Origin of the sequence: Nitratireductor indicus C115 (assembly GCF_000300515.1) — a bacterium.
GTDB lineage: Bacteria > Pseudomonadota > Alphaproteobacteria > Rhizobiales > Rhizobiaceae > Nitratireductor > Nitratireductor indicus.
Genome location: NZ_AMSI01000018.1, coordinates 50047 through 66139, shown reverse-complemented (window position 1 = coordinate 66139; position 16093 = coordinate 50047). Strand labels below are relative to the sequence as shown.

General features: G+C 61.2%; 15 protein-coding genes. 12 read left to right on the top strand and 3 right to left on the bottom strand.

The window, feature by feature from the left end; genetic code table 11:
- Positions 1-54 precede the first annotated feature (54 nt).
- The 7 genes from NA8A_RS21085 (at position 55) to NA8A_RS21055 (ending at position 5558) form a co-directional block, all read left to right on the top strand.
- Entirely contained in the window at positions 55-891 is an 837-nt protein-coding gene (locus NA8A_RS21085) for an SDR family oxidoreductase (protein ID WP_240532832.1), read from the top strand.
- 20 nt (positions 892-911) lie between these two features.
- Positions 912-1112, top strand: coding sequence for a twin transmembrane helix small protein (locus NA8A_RS21080; RefSeq protein ID WP_009452438.1), 201 nt, complete (start codon positions 912-914; stop codon positions 1110-1112).
- A 10-nt stretch (positions 1113-1122) separates the two neighbouring features.
- Positions 1123-1704: a cob(I)yrinic acid a,c-diamide adenosyltransferase gene (locus tag NA8A_RS21075; protein ID WP_009452437.1), complete on the top strand. Its 582-nt coding sequence runs from the start codon at positions 1123-1125 to the stop codon at positions 1702-1704.
- A gap of 90 nt (positions 1705-1794) precedes the next feature.
- On the top strand, positions 1795-2562 hold the full coding sequence (locus tag NA8A_RS21070) for a rhomboid family intramembrane serine protease (protein ID WP_009452436.1): 768 nt from the start codon (positions 1795-1797) through the stop codon (positions 2560-2562).
- Positions 2563-2757: 195 nt separating this feature from the next.
- Entirely contained in the window at positions 2758-3507 is a 750-nt protein-coding gene (locus NA8A_RS21065; RefSeq protein WP_009452435.1) for an electron transfer flavoprotein subunit beta/FixA family protein, read from the top strand.
- Between the two features lie 18 nt (positions 3508-3525).
- The gene (locus NA8A_RS21060; protein ID WP_009452434.1) at positions 3526-4455 is read left to right on the top strand and encodes an electron transfer flavoprotein subunit alpha/FixB family protein; all 930 of its coding nucleotides are present in this window, start codon (positions 3526-3528) and stop codon (positions 4453-4455) included.
- Between the two features lie 221 nt (positions 4456-4676).
- The gene (locus tag NA8A_RS21055; protein WP_009452433.1) at positions 4677-5558 is read left to right on the top strand and encodes a 3-hydroxybutyryl-CoA dehydrogenase; all 882 of its coding nucleotides are present in this window, start codon (positions 4677-4679) and stop codon (positions 5556-5558) included.
- 342 nt (positions 5559-5900) lie between these two features.
- Here the strand turns inward: NA8A_RS21055 and NA8A_RS21045 are convergent, their stop codons facing one another.
- Complete coding sequence (locus tag NA8A_RS21045; RefSeq protein WP_009452431.1) at positions 5901-8321, bottom strand: putative bifunctional diguanylate cyclase/phosphodiesterase; 2421 nt, start codon at positions 8319-8321, stop codon at positions 5901-5903.
- A 16-nt stretch (positions 8322-8337) separates the two neighbouring features.
- Entirely contained in the window at positions 8338-8823 is a 486-nt protein-coding gene (locus NA8A_RS21040; RefSeq protein WP_009452430.1) for a putative pterin-binding protein, read from the bottom strand.
- Between the two features lie 324 nt (positions 8824-9147).
- On the opposite strand from NA8A_RS21040, the gene NA8A_RS21035 reads away from it, so the two are divergent.
- Positions 9148-9504 carry a 6-pyruvoyl trahydropterin synthase family protein gene (locus NA8A_RS21035; RefSeq protein ID WP_009452429.1) on the top strand — a complete coding sequence of 119 codons (357 nt, stop codon included), beginning with the start codon at positions 9148-9150 and terminating at the stop codon, positions 9502-9504.
- Positions 9505-9648: 144 nt separating this feature from the next.
- Here NA8A_RS21035 and tlpA read toward each other — a convergent pair whose 3' ends face one another.
- Complete coding sequence (gene tlpA, locus NA8A_RS21030; protein ID WP_009452428.1) at positions 9649-10329, bottom strand: thiol:disulfide interchange protein TlpA; 681 nt, start codon at positions 10327-10329, stop codon at positions 9649-9651.
- A 32-nt stretch (positions 10330-10361) separates the two neighbouring features.
- Between tlpA and argH the strand changes: the two genes are divergently transcribed.
- The 4 genes from argH to NA8A_RS21010 all read left to right on the top strand — a co-directional run bounded on the left by argH (position 10362) and on the right by NA8A_RS21010 (position 16060).
- Positions 10362-11783: an argininosuccinate lyase gene (argH, locus tag NA8A_RS21025; RefSeq protein ID WP_040673291.1), complete on the top strand. Its 1422-nt coding sequence runs from the start codon at positions 10362-10364 to the stop codon at positions 11781-11783.
- Between the two features lie 39 nt (positions 11784-11822).
- A complete protein-coding gene (gene lptM, locus NA8A_RS21020) occupies positions 11823-12026 on the top strand; it encodes an LPS translocon maturation chaperone LptM (protein ID WP_040673289.1) in 204 nt (67 codons plus the stop codon).
- Between the two features lie 66 nt (positions 12027-12092).
- On the top strand, positions 12093-13364 hold the full coding sequence (gene lysA, locus NA8A_RS21015; RefSeq protein WP_009452425.1) for a diaminopimelate decarboxylase: 1272 nt from the start codon (positions 12093-12095) through the stop codon (positions 13362-13364).
- 119 nt (positions 13365-13483) lie between these two features.
- Complete coding sequence (locus tag NA8A_RS21010) at positions 13484-16060, top strand: TIGR02302 family protein (protein ID WP_009452424.1); 2577 nt, start codon at positions 13484-13486, stop codon at positions 16058-16060.
- Positions 16061-16093: the final 33 nt, after the last annotated feature.

Sequence of the window (16093 nt, the reverse complement as noted above, 5' to 3'; positions counted from 1 at the left end):
CGCAGCGCAGCGTAATTTTGAAACCCTTCGCCTTATGCACAAGTGGGGTCTTTCTTGACCAGTACGATACGGACAATTCTTGTGACCGGCGCCTCTTCCGGCATCGGAGCCCATTGCGCCCGCGCCCTGAAGCAGGACGGGTGGCGTGTCTTTGCCACCGCCCGCAAGCCGGAGGATATCCGTGCGCTTGAAGATGAAGGCATAGAAGCCTTCTATCTCGATTATGCAGACGCGGGATCGATCGCGTCCCTCGTCGATAGCGTACTGGAACGAACCGGCGGAACGCTCGACGCGCTGTTCAACAATGGCGCCTATGCGCAAGCCGGCGCAGTGGAAGACCTGCCGGTCGAAGCCTTGCGCCATCAGTTCGAGGTCAATGTCTTCGGCTGGCACGACCTCACACGCCGGATCGTTCCCGTCATGAGGCGGCAGGGACATGGCCGCATCGTCCATTGCTCATCGATCCTCGGCCTGTTGCCCATCCGGTTTCGGGGCGCCTACGCCGCCTCGAAGCACGCGCTGGAAGGCCTGATGCTTTGCCAGCGTGCGGAGCTGGAAGGTTCAGGCATCCATGTCTCGCTGATCGAGCCGGGGCCTGTCACCTCAAAGATCGCCAGCAACGGGCTTTCCTGGTTCGAGCGCTATATCGATCACCGAAACTCCGTCCACCGCGAAGCCTATGAGGCTCAACTGACACGCTTGCGGCAAGGCGGCGTAAAATCCCGTTTCAAGCTCGGCCCGGAAGCCGTATACAACGTGCTCAGCCACGCGCTGGTTTCCCCCGCGCCGCAGCCGCACTATGTGGTAACCACGCCTGCGCGCATCGGTGTCGCATTGAAACGCATTCTGCCGGCGCGCATCTTGTATCGCTTCCTGTCCGACAAGGGCTGACCTCAGAAAAGAAAGCCACCATGTCCACCGTCTTCAACATCTTAGCCATCCTCGTGATGATGGCCGTCGTCATCGTGCTGCTGCGCGGCCTTCTCAATCTCATGCGCGGTGGCTCCGGCAACACGTCCAACAAGCTGATGCAGGCCCGCGTGATCCTGCAGGCCGTCGCCATCGTCTTCGTGATGCTGGCACTCTACTATTCCCGTTCACGCGGCGGTTGAGACATAGGCGATGGTCAAGCTCAACAAAATCTACACCCGCACCGGCGACGACGGCACAACCGGGCTTGGCAGCCGAGAAAGACGTGTGAAGAACGACCTGCGCGTCGCTGCCTATGGCACGATCGACGAAACCAATGCCTGCGTTGGCCTGGCCCGCATTCACACCGGGGCAAGCCATCACGACATAGATGCGATGCTGGCCGCCATTCAGAACGACCTGTTCGACCTCGGCGCAGATCTCGCCACACCCGACACCGGTGCACCGCTTGAATATGAGCCCCTGCGGATCGTGCAAAGCCAGGTCGACCGGCTGGAACGAGACATCGACGCGCTCAATGCCAATCTCGATCCACTCAAATCCTTCATCCTGCCGGGCGGCACACCGGCTGCCGCCGGGCTCCACCTGGCCCGCACCGTCTCGCGGCGTGCCGAACGGCTCATGGTGGAGCTTCGCGCGAAACCCGGAGAAATCGTCGGCGATGCGGCCATGCGCTACATCAACCGCCTCTCCGACTTCCTGTTCGTGGCGGCCCGCGCCGTCAATGACAATGGCGCCCTCGACGTGCTATGGGTTCCAGGACAGAACCGATAGCGCTCCATCCAAGGCCACCCGTCAGGTCGTCCGAGGCAAGTGGCAGCGAAACGACCGCAGGGCCGATCGGGGCCCGCAATGAGGGCTCCGATGTTCATTCCGTTATATGACGCGAACAGCCTGCGCTATATCAAGCGGCAATACGTCACCCTGGCCCTGATCGCCGTCAACATCGTCGCCTATCTGGTGACCACCGTGGGCGGCGAGGATTTCGCTTTCGCCGCAGCCCTCGGTCTTGGCTATATTCCTTCCGTATCCCACGATCTCGCCGTCTTGCCGCCGGAACTGGATCTGGTGCCGGAGCCACTCACCTACATCACCTATTCCTTCCTGCATGGCGATTTGATGCACCTGGGGGGAAACATGCTCTTTCTCTGGGTCTTCGGCGACAATGTCGAAGATGCACTGGGCCATTTCCGCTACCTCGTGTTCTATCTCGCATGCGCGGTTGCCGGCGCCTACATGCACGGCTTCATCGCGCCCGACTCCAACGCGCCGCTGATCGGCGCATCGGGTGCGATTGCCGGCATTGTGGCCGCTTACCTCATACTGCACCCGCGTATCCGCATATGGGTCCTGGCCTTCGCCCGCATTCCGCTGCGCATCCCCGCATTCATCGTCCTTGCCCTGTGGATCGGCTTCCAGTTCCTGATGCTCCTGATCGACACGGAGAACCAGGTGTCCTGGGCAGCGCACGCCGGAGGCATTCTTGCAGGCGCGGTTCTCGTACTCGTCCTGAAACGCCGCGAAGTAACGCTTTTCGACCGGCAGATCGAAAAACCCCGCGCCGTCGAGCTGGAAAAGCCCGACATGGCGGCTCCGGTGGAGGGCAAGCCCCCGCACTGGGGACGGCAATAGGACTTCACGACATATTGACCTGTACGTCAGGTCTCTCTACGGTCCCGCCAACTCCGGCGGCCAGCCGAGCCGTGCGAGGGGCGGTATTGAGCAAAATCGAATTGCCCACGCATGTCGGCCTTCGGCACACCAGCCGGTGTACAGGCTGTTTTGCAGCTCCCAGAACCGAGTTCCCATTACGGAAGGTGAATGCGCATGAAGGTCCTTGTTCCGGTTAAGCGGGTCATCGACGCCAACGTTAAGCCGCGCGTCAAGGCCGACGGCACGGGTGTCGAGCTTGCCAATGTCAAGATGGCGATGAACCCGTTCTGCGAGATCGCAGTTGAAGAAGCGATCCGCCTGAAGGAAGCAGGCAAGGTCGAAGAGATCGTCGCCGTCTCCGTCGGACCGGACAAGGCTCAGGAAACGCTGCGCACCGCGCTCGCCATGGGCGCCGACCGCGCCATTCTCATCAAGACCGACGAAACGGTCGAGCCGCTCGACGTCGCCAAGCTTCTCAAGGGCGTGGTCGAGGCCGAAAGCCCCGAGATCGTCCTCCTCGGCAAGCAGGCGATCGATGACGACAGCAACCAGACCGGCCAGATGCTGGCCGCCCTTCTCGGCTGGTCGCAGGGAACATTTGCCTCCAAGGTCGAACTCGATGGCGGCAAAGCCAAGGTCACCCGTGAGGTCGACGGCGGTCTGCAGGTCGTGGACCTGAAGCTGCCTGCCATCATCACCACCGATCTGCGCCTGAACGAGCCGCGCTATGCCTCCCTTCCCAACATCATGAAGGCGAAGAAGAAGCCGCTCGATGAGAAGGCCCCCGGCGACTATGGCGTCGCGGTGAAGGCGCGCCTCAAGGTTCTGAAGACGGAAGAACCTGCCGGACGCAAGGCGGGCATCAAGGTGGGTTCGGTCGCAGAGCTTGTCGACAAGCTCAAGAACGAAGCCGGCGTGATCTAAGCGGAAGGGAAAAAGACAATGGCCATTCTTTTGATTGCCGAACACGACAACCAGAGCCTTTCCGACCAGACCGCCAAGGCGCTTTCGGCCGCCTCCAGGATCGGTTCCGACATCGACGTGCTGGTGGCCGGCAAGGGCGCCAAGGCGGCTGCCGACGCCGCCGCCAAGCTTTCAGGCGTGCGCAAGGTGCTGCTTGCCGAGAGCGACGCGCTGGCCGAGCAGCTGGCCGAGCCGATGGCCGACCTCGTGGTTTCGCTCGCCGACGGCTACGACACCTTCGTCGCCGCCTCGACCACGACCGGCAAGAACGTCATGCCGCGCGTTGCAGCCTTGCTCGACGTGATGCAGGTTTCCGACGTGATCGAAGTGGTCGACGCCAAGACCTTCAAGCGCCCGATCTATGCCGGCAACGCCATCCAGACGGTGGAATCGACCGACGGCAAACGCGTTCTCACGGTGCGCACGGCCTCCTTCCAGGCGGCAGGCGACGGTGGCTCCGCCGCTGTCGAAAGCGTCTCCGCTCCGGCCGACGCCGGCCTGTCGAGCTTCGTCGAGAACCAGATCGCTGCCAGCGACCGGCCTGAGCTCACCTCTGCCCGGGTCATCGTTTCGGGCGGTCGTGCACTTGGCTCCGCCGAGAAGTTCGAGGAAGTCATCCTTCCGCTTGCCGACAAGCTGGGCGCTGCCGTCGGTGCGTCGCGCGCGGCGGTGGATGCCGGCTATGCACCGAACGACTGGCAGGTCGGCCAGACCGGCAAGGTGGTTGCTCCCGAGCTCTATATCGCCTGCGGCATTTCCGGCGCCATCCAGCACCTCGCCGGCATGAAGGATTCCAAGGTCATCGTCGCCATCAACAAGGACGAGGAAGCTCCGATCTTCCAGGTCGCGGACTATGGCCTCGTCGCCGACCTCTTCGAGGCAGTTCCGGAGCTCCAGAAAGCGCTTTAGGCTCTTTTGGAAAGTGATTTGCAAGAAAACCCCGCCTCTCTGGAGGCGGGGTTTTTCTGTTCGAGCAACACAGCGACAATTAGCCTCCTCCAAACGCCCCGCCACGGGATCGCTCATGCCGAATTATCCGCACGCGGGGTAGACGACCCCGCCGGGGCCAATATAGTTTGCACCGCAATATGTTTGACGAAGGGTGCCGCGCGCCCAACGGGGTTTTCGATATGACAGGCAAGATTGAAAAAGTGGGCGTGATCGGCGCCGGCCAGATGGGCAGCGGCATCGCTCACGTGGCGGCGCTGGCGGGCTATCAGGTCAAGCTCTATGACCTTTCGGCGGAGCGCATCGAAGGGGGCATCGCCACAATTTCCGGCAATCTGGCCCGTCAGGTCTCGTCCGGGAAACTGGAAGACAAGGAACGCCAGGACACGCTTGCACGCATCGGACCGGCCACCACGATGGAAGGCCTCGCCGATATGGACCTGGTCATCGAGGCGGCAACCGAAGACGAGACCGTCAAGCGCAAGATATTCTCGCAGCTCTGCCCCGTCCTGAACCCCGAGGCTCTGCTCGCCACCAACACATCCTCGATCTCGATCACGCGGCTTGCCGCACAGACCGATCGCGCAGAGCGCTTCATCGGCATTCATTTCATGAACCCCGTTCCGGTGATGAAGCTGGTCGAATTGGTTCGCGGCATCGCCACGGAAGACCAGACGTTCGAGATGGCTCGCCATTTCGTGGAAGCGCTTGGCAAGACGATCACCGTGGCCGAGGACTTCCCTGCCTTCATCGTCAATCGCATTCTGCTGCCGATGATCAACGAGGCGATCTACACGCTTTACGAAGGTGTCGGCACGGTGGAAGCCATCGACACTGCCATGAAGCTTGGCGCCAACCATCCCATGGGACCGTTGCAGCTTGCCGATTTCATTGGTCTCGACACCTGTCTGTCGATCATGCAGGTCCTGCACGAAGGCTTGGCGGATTCGAAATATCGCCCCTGCCCGCTCCTCGTGAAATATGTCGAGGCCGGCTGGCTCGGGCGCAAGACGGGCCGAGGCTTTTACGACTATCGCGGCGAAACGCCGGTTCCGACCCGCTAGAGTATTTTGCAGTCAGGTGGAATCACCTGACGTCTGCATAAATGCGGAAAAACAAAGAGATAGACGGTTCAAGGTTTCCCTGAAACGGTGAACCGATCTAACGCATATCTCCCGGGATCGGGAACCGCTTCGGGGGTAAAGACATGCGTAAGGTCGAGAACTTAAAGGGCAAGCAGCGAATCTGAAAGATCGAGGCGTGCTTTACGAGATGGGTGAAAACGCCCGCATCCGTGCGAATACGGAAGAACAACGAGATAGGGCCGTCACTGGCATGGAGAGTGACGGGCCCTTTTTGTTTTGAGGGACTGACACCGGAGCCACCGGGCTCCATGCCTGCCCTTCTCAGGCTGCGCTGCGCTTGCGCTTGTGTTCGGCCAGAAATTCCGCGATTTCTTCCGAGCGGATCGGCTTGCTGAACAAATTGCCCTGAGCCTCGCTGCCTCCCATCGCACGGATGATGCGCAGCTGCTCTTCGGTCTCCACTCCCTCCACCACGGTCGTCATGCCGAGAGTGTAGGAAAGATTGAGGATCGTCTGGACGATTGCCGCCTGATCCGCGCTCTTGGTGATATCCTTAATGAACAACCGGTCAATCTTCACCTTGTCGAAGGCGAATTTCTGCAAGTAGCTCAGCGAGGAATAACCGGTGCCGAAATCGTCCAGCGAGATTCGCGACCCAAGTTTGCGCAACCGTCTCAGATCCGCATGAAGCTTGCGGTTGTCCTCGAGCAGCAGCGTCTCGGTGATTTCGAGTTCGAGCCGATGTGCCTCGGTTTCCGTCTCCTCCAGAAGCCGCGCCACGGTGCTCACGATATCATCGCGCTTGAATTGCATCGGCGAAAGATTGGCAGCAATGCTGATGTCGTCAGGCAGGCGCTTCGTCTCGAGGCAGACCTGTCTCAGCACCCATTCGCCAAGTGGCACGATGGCGCCCGTGTCTTCCGCAATCGAAATGAACTCATCGGGCGGAATGGGTCCGAGCGTGGGATGCGTCCAGCGCAGCAGGGCCTCGAAGGCCGTCACCTTGTTCATGCCAAGATCGATAATGGGCTGGAAGACAAGATGGAACTGCTCGTCGAGATTGGCTGACCGCAATTCGGCTTCCAGCGCGCGGCGCCGCTGCAGGCGCTTGTTCATGCCTCGCTCGTAGAAGCGGAACACGCCACGCCCATCGGCCTTGGCCTGATAGAGGGCGACATCCGCCTGCATCAGCAGATCGTCCACCTCTTCACGGCTGTCGATGGTCGTGGAGATGCCGACGCTCGCGCTCGTCAGAATCTGATGCCCGTCGATGAGATAAGGGGCGTCGATAGCCAGGATGAGCCGTTTGGCCAGCGTGCTCGCCTGCTCCAGCTTCTCCAGATTGCCCTGCACTACAACGAACTCGTCACCGCCAAGCCGCGCGATGCAGTCGCTTTCCCGCACGGTGTTGCGGATGCGGCCCGCCACCGCCCGCAAAAGTGCATCGCCGATGGGATGACCAAGCGTATCGTTGATGCTCTTGAAATTGTCGAGGTCGATGCACATCACCGCCGCCGCAAGCCCGCGTTCGCTGCTGGTCTGCAAGATTTCCTCCAGCCGCTCGCGCATCATGAGGCGGTTCGGCAGGTCGGTGAGCGTATCGTGGCGCGCCATATAGGCCACCTGGGCTTGCGCCTTATGCCGCTCGGTGATGTCCTCATAGGTGGCGACCCAGCCACCGCCCTTCATGGGCTGATGCGAGATCAGGATGGTGCGTCCGTCGCGCAATTCCTGAATCAGCGTATCGGACCGGTTTTGTTTGATCAGCTTCGTCTGCAGGTCCGCGATGCGATGGGCCTCATCCTCCCTGCACGCGCCGCTTTCCACCATGCTTTCCACGAGGCCCGACAGGGAAACGCCGGGCTTCACCTGATCGCTCTTCAACCCGTAGATGCTCTCCATCTTGCGATTGCTGACGATGAGTTCCTGCTCCGCATCGAACATGCACAGGCCATGCGACATGTTGTTGAGCGCGGTGTTGAAAAGCAGGTTCTGCGTGCTGAGTTCTTCATTTGCCAGGCGCGCCGCTTCCGCGCTCTCGATCAGTTCGGCGCTGGTGCGAAGAAGGTCTTCGTTCGTCGCCCTCAGGCGCTCCTGGACGCTGATCTGAAGCCGGTGCTGCCATCGCAGCATGGCCACGAATATGAAGCCGCTGACGACGAGTCCGAGCGCCAGCAGCGAAAAGATCCAGTGCAGCCGCAACAGTTCATTCTGGTCGCGCGCCTGCAATGTTGCGCCATATTCGTTGGCCTGCGAGGCAAGCGACACCATTTGCCGCTCAAGGGGCGCTGTAAGCTCCAGGGCCCGCAGCGCGTTTTCCTTCTCGTCTATGTCGCCGATGAAGGTGGATATCTCATGCACCACCCGCGACATGTCCGCCACCGTCTGCTGTGTATCGGGCACATCATTGACGAAGTTCTTGAACTCGCCGCTGTCGAAAAGACTCATGCGGCTGAGCAGGATCTGATAGCGCAGCTCCACATCCTGTTTGGTGGTCTGCGGCGGATCCACGAGAAGGCCCGCGACACGCTGCCGGAAGCGCAGCAACTCGTTCATGCCCTGGCTTGCGCTGAAGGCGATGTTGTAGCGAAATATCTGGCTGAGCGCTTCCTGGCGCTGGAAAACCAGCACCGAGATGTAAAGCGCGGACACAGCAAGTACGATGATGCTGACGGTGAGAACCGTCTGAACCACTCGTGAGGCCCTGCTGCGCCCCGGAGTTTCCGCGCCCGTCTCCTCCATGGGTCAGCCCGTTTCCCTAGCGGACCGTGAAACGGCGAACCTGCCAGACAGAGCGCGAATAGAATTTCTGCGTGTTGAGCTCGGGGTCAGAATCGTACGGGTAAATGATGAAAAGCGGCCCCTTATCGCTCACCGGCATATAATTGCCATCGCGCTTATAGGCGAGGATCACCCCATATTTGGCAAAATCATCGATCGGCACCGGCGCCTGATAATCGTTGAGCGCGGTGACTACGAGTTCACCGCCATCTGCCTTGACCTGATCCATCAGGGCCGCCAGCAGAACACCCTCGAACTCCACCGACCCGTCGAACCAAGGCGTGGTGGTCTTGATCGTCGCCTTTGGGAGCGCCTCAAGCATTGCCAGGTCGAAATCAGCGGCATCGCCTGCATTTGTAGCCCCGATCTTGCCATCCACCGTCAGGATGACATCGCCGGCGGGCTTTGAAAGTTCATCTGCAAAAGCGGCTGCCGGCAGCGAAAAGGCTGTGGCAAGCACCATCGTTGCCGCAAGGAACCGGCGCCTATTATTATTACTTATACGCATTGTTGAAGCCTCTCCACTGGCACAAATTATTTTGCCCCATCATAACGCCGGCTAACCAAACAACAGGTTAACACGCGCATACCGCATCGCTTTTTGAGCCGGCGCATTGACAGCCTGCCACCTCGATGCAAAACCTCCAACGGCAAGAGTATACATGAACTTGCGTATTCAGCCTAATCGTTGAAATCTTTAGGCGCAAACCTTGCGGAAACCGTCGGGATAAGGTGGATTTACCGTTTTGGGGCAGGGCAGCACCGGAGTTTCTAGGGAGCAGGAACAGTGGAAACATACAAGGAATTCACGTTCGAAGCCGCACATAAACTGGAACCCTATTCCGGCTTACACGGTCATTCGTTCAAAGTGTCGGTGCACCTCGTTGGCGAACCCGATCCGGTCTTTGGCTGGGCAGCGAATCTCTATGAAGTAGAAAAGCAGATCGAAGGTATCCACAAGACCCTCGACCATAAATATCTCAACGAGATCGAAGGGCTTTCCGTGCCCTCGCTCGAAAACCTCGCCAAATGGATCTTCGACAAGTTGTCCGAAAAGACCGACACGCTGGATCGCGTGGAAGTCAAACGCGGAGCGGAAGGACAGGCCGAGGGCTGTGTCTACCGCCGCGCACGGGCGGCCTGAGCGGCCGCAGTTATGCGAAAATCGAAAAGGCGCCTCAGGGCGCCTTTTTTATGCGAAGAAACAAGAAGACGGGGCACCCATTACGTACCCGGCAGGACGCTTAGTGCCCTGACCGAAAACCATGGTGCTACGCCGGCCAAACCATCACCTGCCGGCGGGTAAGGCGGCGTCGATAAGCCGCTTGGCATCCTCGCTGGACCATTCGGCAGGCCCGTTCATATGAGCGATCAGACAACCATCCTTGTCGATCAGCAGCGTTGCCGGCAAGCCGAGTGCCAGCCCCTCCCGTTTCAGGTCGTTGAAAACGCCCATGGAGGCATCGCGATAATAGCCGAGCGAATGGATTTTCGTTTCCTGCAGAAAGGCCTTCGGTTTCTCGTCGTCTCCACGGTCGACATTCACCGCCACCACCTCGAAGCGATCAGACCCCTTGTCGGCCTGCAAGGCATCGAGCGCCGGCATTTCCTCGCGGCAAGGAACACACCAGGTCGCCCACAGGTTCAACAGCACCAGCTTACCCGAAAAGTCGCTGATCGAGAGCTTTTGCCCTTCCGGTCCGTCGAAGCGCAACGCGTTCATGGATTTCGGAGGCGATGCGGCAAGCATTGCCGCCACCTCGCCGGTTGCCGCAGCTCCGATCCTGCGCGCTTCGGCCTCCTTCATGGCGCAGGCTGAATTGTCAGCCTGCGCAACAATCGGCGCAGGCGCCGTGTTGCCATTGGGGTCGCCCTTCACGTATACCGCAATCGCACCTCCGACAGCGCCCGCGGCAACGGCCAGGACGATCAGACGGAGTGCCGGAAATTTGCGTTTCTTTTTAGCCATTCTTCTTTCCAAACGAGCACCCGGTTAACATGATGAGCGAAGATCAAGCCAGCAACCGCATGTGGGGCGGACGTTTTGCCTCAGGTCCCGACGCCGTGATGGAAGCAATCAACGCTTCGATCGGCTTCGACAAGAAGCTCTACGCCCAGGACATTCGTGGCAGCCTCGCTCACGCCGCCATGCTGGCCAAGACTGGCATAATTTCGGCCGAAGACGAAAAAAAGATCGCCGAAGGCCTGAAGACCATCCTGTCGGAGATCGAGAATGGCAAGTTCACCTTTTCTACACGGCTTGAAGACATTCACATGAATGTCGAGGCGCGGCTCGCCGAGTTGATCGGGCATGCCGCCGGTCGCCTGCACACCGCCCGCTCGCGCAACGATCAGGTGGCCGTCGATTTCCGCATGTGGGTGAAGGAAGAGCTGGAACGTGTCGATGGAGCACTCGGCGGCCTGATCGAGGCATTCCTGACCCGTGCGGAAGAACATGCCGCAAGTGTGATGCCGGGCTTCACGCATCTCCAGTCGGCCCAGCCCGTCACCTTCGGCCACCACCTGATGGCCTATGTGGAGATGTTCGGCCGCGATCGCTCGCGCGTGCGCGACGCCATCGAACGGCTGAACGAGAACCCGCTGGGCGCCGCCGCGCTTGCGGGAACCGGGTTCCCCATCGACCGCCACATGACGAGCGCCGCCCTTGGTTTCCGCGAACCGACGCGCAACTCCATCGACACCGTGTCGGATCGCGATTTCGCACTGGAATTCCTGTCCATCTCCGCCATCTGCGCGACGCACCTGTCACGGCTTGCCGAGGAGATCGTGATCTGGTCGACGCCGCAATTCGGCTTCGTGCGGCTTTCCGATTCCTTCTCCACCGGCTCGTCCATCATGCCGCAGAAGAAGAACCCGGATGCCGCCGAGCTCATCCGCGCCAAGACAGGACGCATCAATGGCGACCTGATCGGTCTTCTGACTGTGATGAAGGGCCTGCCGCTGGCCTATTCCAAGGATATGCAGGAAGACAAGGAAGCCGTCTTCGACGCTGCCGAAACGCTGGACCTCATGCTCGCCGCCATGACCGGCATGATCGGCGACATGGAGATCAACACGCAGGCCATGAAGAAGGCGGCGGGCGCGGGCTTCTCCACCGCCACGGACCTCGCCGACTGGCTGGTGCGCGAAGCGGGCCTCCCCTTCCGAGAGGCCCATCACGTCACCGGACGCGCTGTCGCGCTTGCTGAGCAGAAGAAATGCGGTCTCGAAAAACTTGCTCTTGAGGACCTGACAGCGATTAATCCGGCCATCACCGAGGACGTGTTTTCCGTCCTCTCGGTTGCAAATTCCGTGAAGAGCCGCACCTCCTATGGCGGCACCGCCCCGACGGAAGTGCGCCGCCAGATCCGCACCTGGAGGAAAAGGCTGAAACGGGATGCGCAAACCTTCAAAAAAGGCTAAAACCCTGCGCAACCGATTTCGAGGAATGGAATGCAGTCGATGACCGCCCGCAGAACGATCACCCTCCTGGCCCTCGGGCTGGCGCTCGGCCTTGCAGCCTGTGGGCGCAAGGCCCCGCTTGATTCGCCTTATGAGGCGGCCATCGACGCACGCAAGGAAGCACGCAAGAACGACCAACCGGTTCCCCCGGAGCCGCAGAAACCGGTCGAGGATCGGCCCTTCATCCTCGACGGGCTCCTTTAATTCCCATGTTGCAGGAGCCGCATGTCGGCTCCATCTCGCCACCAAGCTGAGCGAAAGTCACGTCCGGTGAACCATTTTGAATATCGCGACGGCGTGCTCCACGCCGAGGACGTTCCGGTGCCTGTCATAGCGCAGGCCGTCGAAACGCCGTTCTATTGCTATTCAACCGCCACGCTGACACGGCATTATCGCGTGTTCTCGGAAGCCTTCGACGGGCTGGATGCGCTGGTCTGCTATGCCATGAAGGCCAACTCCAACCAGGCCGTTCTGAAGACGCTGGCCAGGCTGGGCGCCGGCATGGACGTCGTCTCGGAAGGCGAGCTGCGCCGGGCGCTCGCCGCTGGCGTGCCGGCGGACAAGGTTTTGTTTTCAGGCGTCGGCAAGACCGCACGCGAAATGGACTTTGCTCTTCAGGCCGGCATTCTCTGCTTCAACGTGGAATCGAAGCCTGAACTTGAGCTTTTGTCCGCCCGCGCAACTGCGCTCGGCAAGACGGCAAACGTATCGCTGCGCATCAATCCCGATGTGGACGCGCAGACGCACAAGAAGATTTCCACCGGCAAGGCCGAGAACAAGTTCGGCATCGGCTGGCAGGACGCACGCGCGGCCTACGCCCGTGCCGCCGAGCTTCCGGGTCTCAAGGTAACCGGCATCGACATGCATATCGGCAGCCAGATCACCGATCTGAAGCCGTTCGACGCCGCATTTGCTCTCCTGACCGAGCTCACGGAGACGCTGCGCGCCGACGGTCACGCGATCGAGCATGTGGATTTGGGTGGCGGCCTTGGCGTTCCCTATGCCGAGGATGGCGACCAGCCGCCCCTGCCCGCCGCCTATGCGGAGGTGGTGCGCAAGCATGTTTCGCGTCTCGGCCTCAAGGTGATGTTGGAGCCTGGCCGCCTCATCGCCGCCAATGCCGGCATTCTCGTTTCGGAAGTCATCTTCCGAAAGGACGGTGATGCGAAGAACTTCGTCATCGTGGATGCCGCAATGAACGACCTCATTCGCCCCACCCTCTACGAAGCCTTCCATTCCATCCGCCCCGTTCGCCAGGCCGAGGCAGGCGCACCGCGCTTCAAGGCCGATGTGGTCGGCCCGGTCTGCGAGACCGGCGACTATCTGGCGCTCGACCGCGAATTGCCGGACCTGAAGGCCGGCGATCTGATCGCCATCGGTTCTGCCGGCGCCTATGGCGCCGTGCAGGCAAGCACCTACAACACGCGCCCGCTCGTCCCCGAGGTTCTGGTCAATGGCGATCGCTTCCATGTGATTCGCCCCCGGCCGACCTATGAGGAGATGCTGGCGCTCGATTCGGTGCCGGACTGGCTGGCGGATTGAACCTGCGGCGTGCGATCACAATTTCGCGCGCTGCCTCGCCTTCGCCGCGATTACTGCTATCCTGAATCGCAGGACGCATACGAATCCGCATGCGCCAATGCAGAGTGCTGAGAGTGCCGATGGCCGAGACCCCTGAAAGGCAGACACCCTCCGGCAGCAACTTCGCCCGCCTTGGGCGCACACGGCTTGCCGTTCGGTGTGCCATGCTCATCGAGCGGCTCTGGCCGCTGGTTCTGCCTCTGCTCGTTCTCGTCAGCCTCTTTCTGTCCCTTTCGTGGTTCGGCCTGTTTCGGCTCATGCCGGATGTTCTTCGCATCGGTGTCCTGGCCGTTCTGACACTTGCCGGCCTCGCTTCCCTCTGGCCGCTGCGCGGCTTCCGCCTGCCTGCCCACGCCGAGATCGACCGCCGCATCGAGCAAGCAAACCAGCTTGAGCATGAGCCCATCGCGGCCCAGTCCGACACGCTTGCCGGAGACACCGACGGCTTCGCCGCCGCCCTGTGGCGGGAGCACCAGAAGCGCATGGCCGAAAAACTCGGCCGTCTGCATGGCGACATGCCCTCAACCCGTGTTCCCGAGCGCGACCCATGGGGCATTCGCGCGATGGCGGCGCTTCTTCTCGTCACCGCCGCCGCTTTCTCGACGGGGCCGCTCGGCGGTTCGCTTGGCGACGCCTTCCGCGCCCATGGCGGCGCCGAGGTCGTTCCGCCGCGCATCGACGCCTGGGTCACCCCGCCGACTTATACCCGCAAGGCTCCCATCTACCTGACCGCCGACGCCAATCGTGCGACCAGCACGTTCACTGTGCCGCAAGGCAGTATTCTGGCCCTGCGCATCAGTGGCGGTTCAGGAACCGAAACCCTGTCCCTGCTCGAAAGCGACGGCAAGGAAGCCCAGATCGAGCCGGAAGCCGCTTCACAGGCCGAAGCCGCCTCCGCACAAACCGCGTCGCGGCGCTTTTCCAGCCTGCTCGATCACGACACACGAATCGTTCTGAAGCGGGGCGACAGCGAGCTTCAGGAATGGCTCTTCAGCGTTACCCGTGACACGCCCCCGCAGATCCGCTTCTCGGGCGACCCCAAGCGGGCCGTCAATGGTGCGCTGGAACTTGCCTACGAGATCGAGGACGATTACGGCCCCGCCCATGCGGAGGCACTGTTCGAGCCGGAAGAGGAAACGCCCGGCGCACGCCCTCTTTATCCCGCGCCCGACCTGCCCCTTGCCCTGCCGAGGCGCGACGGCAAGACCATCGCCGCAAAGACCTCCCGCGATCTGTCGGAGCATCCCTGGGCGGGAAGCCGGGTGGAACTCACACTCAAAGCTCTGGACGATGCGGATCAGGAAGGCTTCAGCGAGACGAAGACCCTCACCATGCCGCAACGGACCTTCACCAATCCGCTTGCCAAGGCGCTGGTCGAGCAGCGGCGGATGCTGGCCATGGACGCCAACCAGAAGCCCCGCGTTATGGCGTTACTGGAAGCGATGATGATCTGGCCCGAGGAAACCCTGCAGAACCTCTCCCACTTCCTCGGCCTTTCCACGGCCCGCAGCCGGCTTTCCATAGCCGAGAGCGATGATGCCCTGCGCGGTGTGGTCGACTATCTGTGGGAGATTGCCCTTGTCATCGAGGACGGCGATCTCACGGCGGCCGAAAAGCGTCTGCGTCAGGCGCAGGAGGCGCTCAAGAAAGCGCTGGAGGACGGGGCGAGCGATGAGGAAATCGCCCGCCTCATGGACGAATTGCGCGACGCGATGCGTGACTTCCTGCGCGAGTTCGCCGAGCGGGCGCAGCAAAATCCCAATCTTGCTGAACAGATGAAGCAGAACGGCCAGATGCTGAGCCAGAACGATCTTGAGCGGATGATGGACCAGATCGAGAATCTGGCCCGTTCCGGAGCGAGGGATCAGGCGCGAGACCTGCTGTCGCAGCTTGAGAACATGATGAACAATCTGCAGGCCGGGCGCTCCCAGAACGGCCAGCGTGGCGGACAGCAGCAATCGGAAATGCGCCGTCAGATGGACGAACTCGGAAACCTTCTGCGCCGCCAGCAGGAACTCATGAACGAGACCTTCCGCATGGACCAGATGCAGCGCGACCAGCGCGGGCAGAACGGCAATCAGGGTCAGGAAGGTCAGGGCCAGCCCGGCAACAACCCGCAACAAGGCCAGGGCCAGGGCCGAAACCAAGGCATGACGCCCGAAGAATTCGCTGAGGCGATGCGTGGCCTGCAACAGGGTCAGGGCACGCTGCGCGGTGACCTTGAGAGCCTGATGCGTGGACTGGAGGGTATGGGCATCAAGCCGGGCGAGGGTTTCGGCGAAGCCGGCGAAGCGATGGGAGAAGCCGAAGGTTCTCTCGGCAAGGGCGAAGGTGAGCAGGCTGTCGGCGAACAGGGCCGCGCGCTTGAAGCACTCCGCCGCGGCGCTCAGGATATGATGAACCAGATGCAGCAGGCCATGCAGGGCGGCGAAGGCGAAGGCCAGGAAGGCAACCGCCAGGGCAATAATGGCCGCGACCCGCTGGGCCGGCCGCAGGCGACCACAGGTCCTGATTTCGGCGATTCCGTCAATGTACCTGACGAGATCGACACCCAGCGCGCGCGCCGTATATTGGAAGCGATCCGCAAGCGGCTGGGGGATGCGCTAAGCCCCGACCTTGAGAAGCAATATCTGGAGCGGCTGCTCGATATAGAGTGATCGGTGCGAATGGCGGCCGAGCGATTTTGACGC

Excerpts from the sequence above, each read along its gene's own strand:
- NA8A_RS21080 (WP_009452438.1), top strand. The coding sequence starts at position 912 with ATGTCCACCGTCTTCAACATCTTAGCCATCCTCGTGATGATGGCCGTC.
- NA8A_RS21075 (WP_009452437.1), top strand. The coding sequence starts at position 1,123 with ATGGTCAAGCTCAACAAAATCTACACCCGCACCGGCGACGACGGCACA.
- NA8A_RS21070 (WP_009452436.1), top strand. The coding sequence starts at position 1,795 with ATGTTCATTCCGTTATATGACGCGAACAGCCTGCGCTATATCAAGCGG.
- NA8A_RS21065 (WP_009452435.1), top strand. The coding sequence starts at position 2,758 with ATGAAGGTCCTTGTTCCGGTTAAGCGGGTCATCGACGCCAACGTTAAG.
- NA8A_RS21060 (WP_009452434.1), top strand. The coding sequence starts at position 3,526 with ATGGCCATTCTTTTGATTGCCGAACACGACAACCAGAGCCTTTCCGAC.
- NA8A_RS21055 (WP_009452433.1), top strand. The coding sequence starts at position 4,677 with ATGACAGGCAAGATTGAAAAAGTGGGCGTGATCGGCGCCGGCCAGATG.
- NA8A_RS21045 (WP_009452431.1), bottom strand. The coding sequence starts at position 8,321 with ATGGAGGAGACGGGCGCGGAAACTCCGGGGCGCAGCAGGGCCTCACGA.
- NA8A_RS21040 (WP_009452430.1), bottom strand. The coding sequence starts at position 8,823 with ATGGTGCTTGCCACAGCCTTTTCGCTGCCGGCAGCCGCTTTTGCAGAT.
- tlpA (WP_009452428.1), bottom strand. The coding sequence starts at position 10,329 with ATGGCTAAAAAGAAACGCAAATTTCCGGCACTCCGTCTGATCGTCCTG.
- argH (WP_040673291.1), top strand. The coding sequence starts at position 10,362 with ATGAGCGAAGATCAAGCCAGCAACCGCATGTGGGGCGGACGTTTTGCC.
- lptM (WP_040673289.1), top strand. The coding sequence starts at position 11,823 with ATGACCGCCCGCAGAACGATCACCCTCCTGGCCCTCGGGCTGGCGCTC.
- NA8A_RS21010 (WP_009452424.1), top strand. The coding sequence starts at position 13,484 with ATGGCCGAGACCCCTGAAAGGCAGACACCCTCCGGCAGCAACTTCGCC.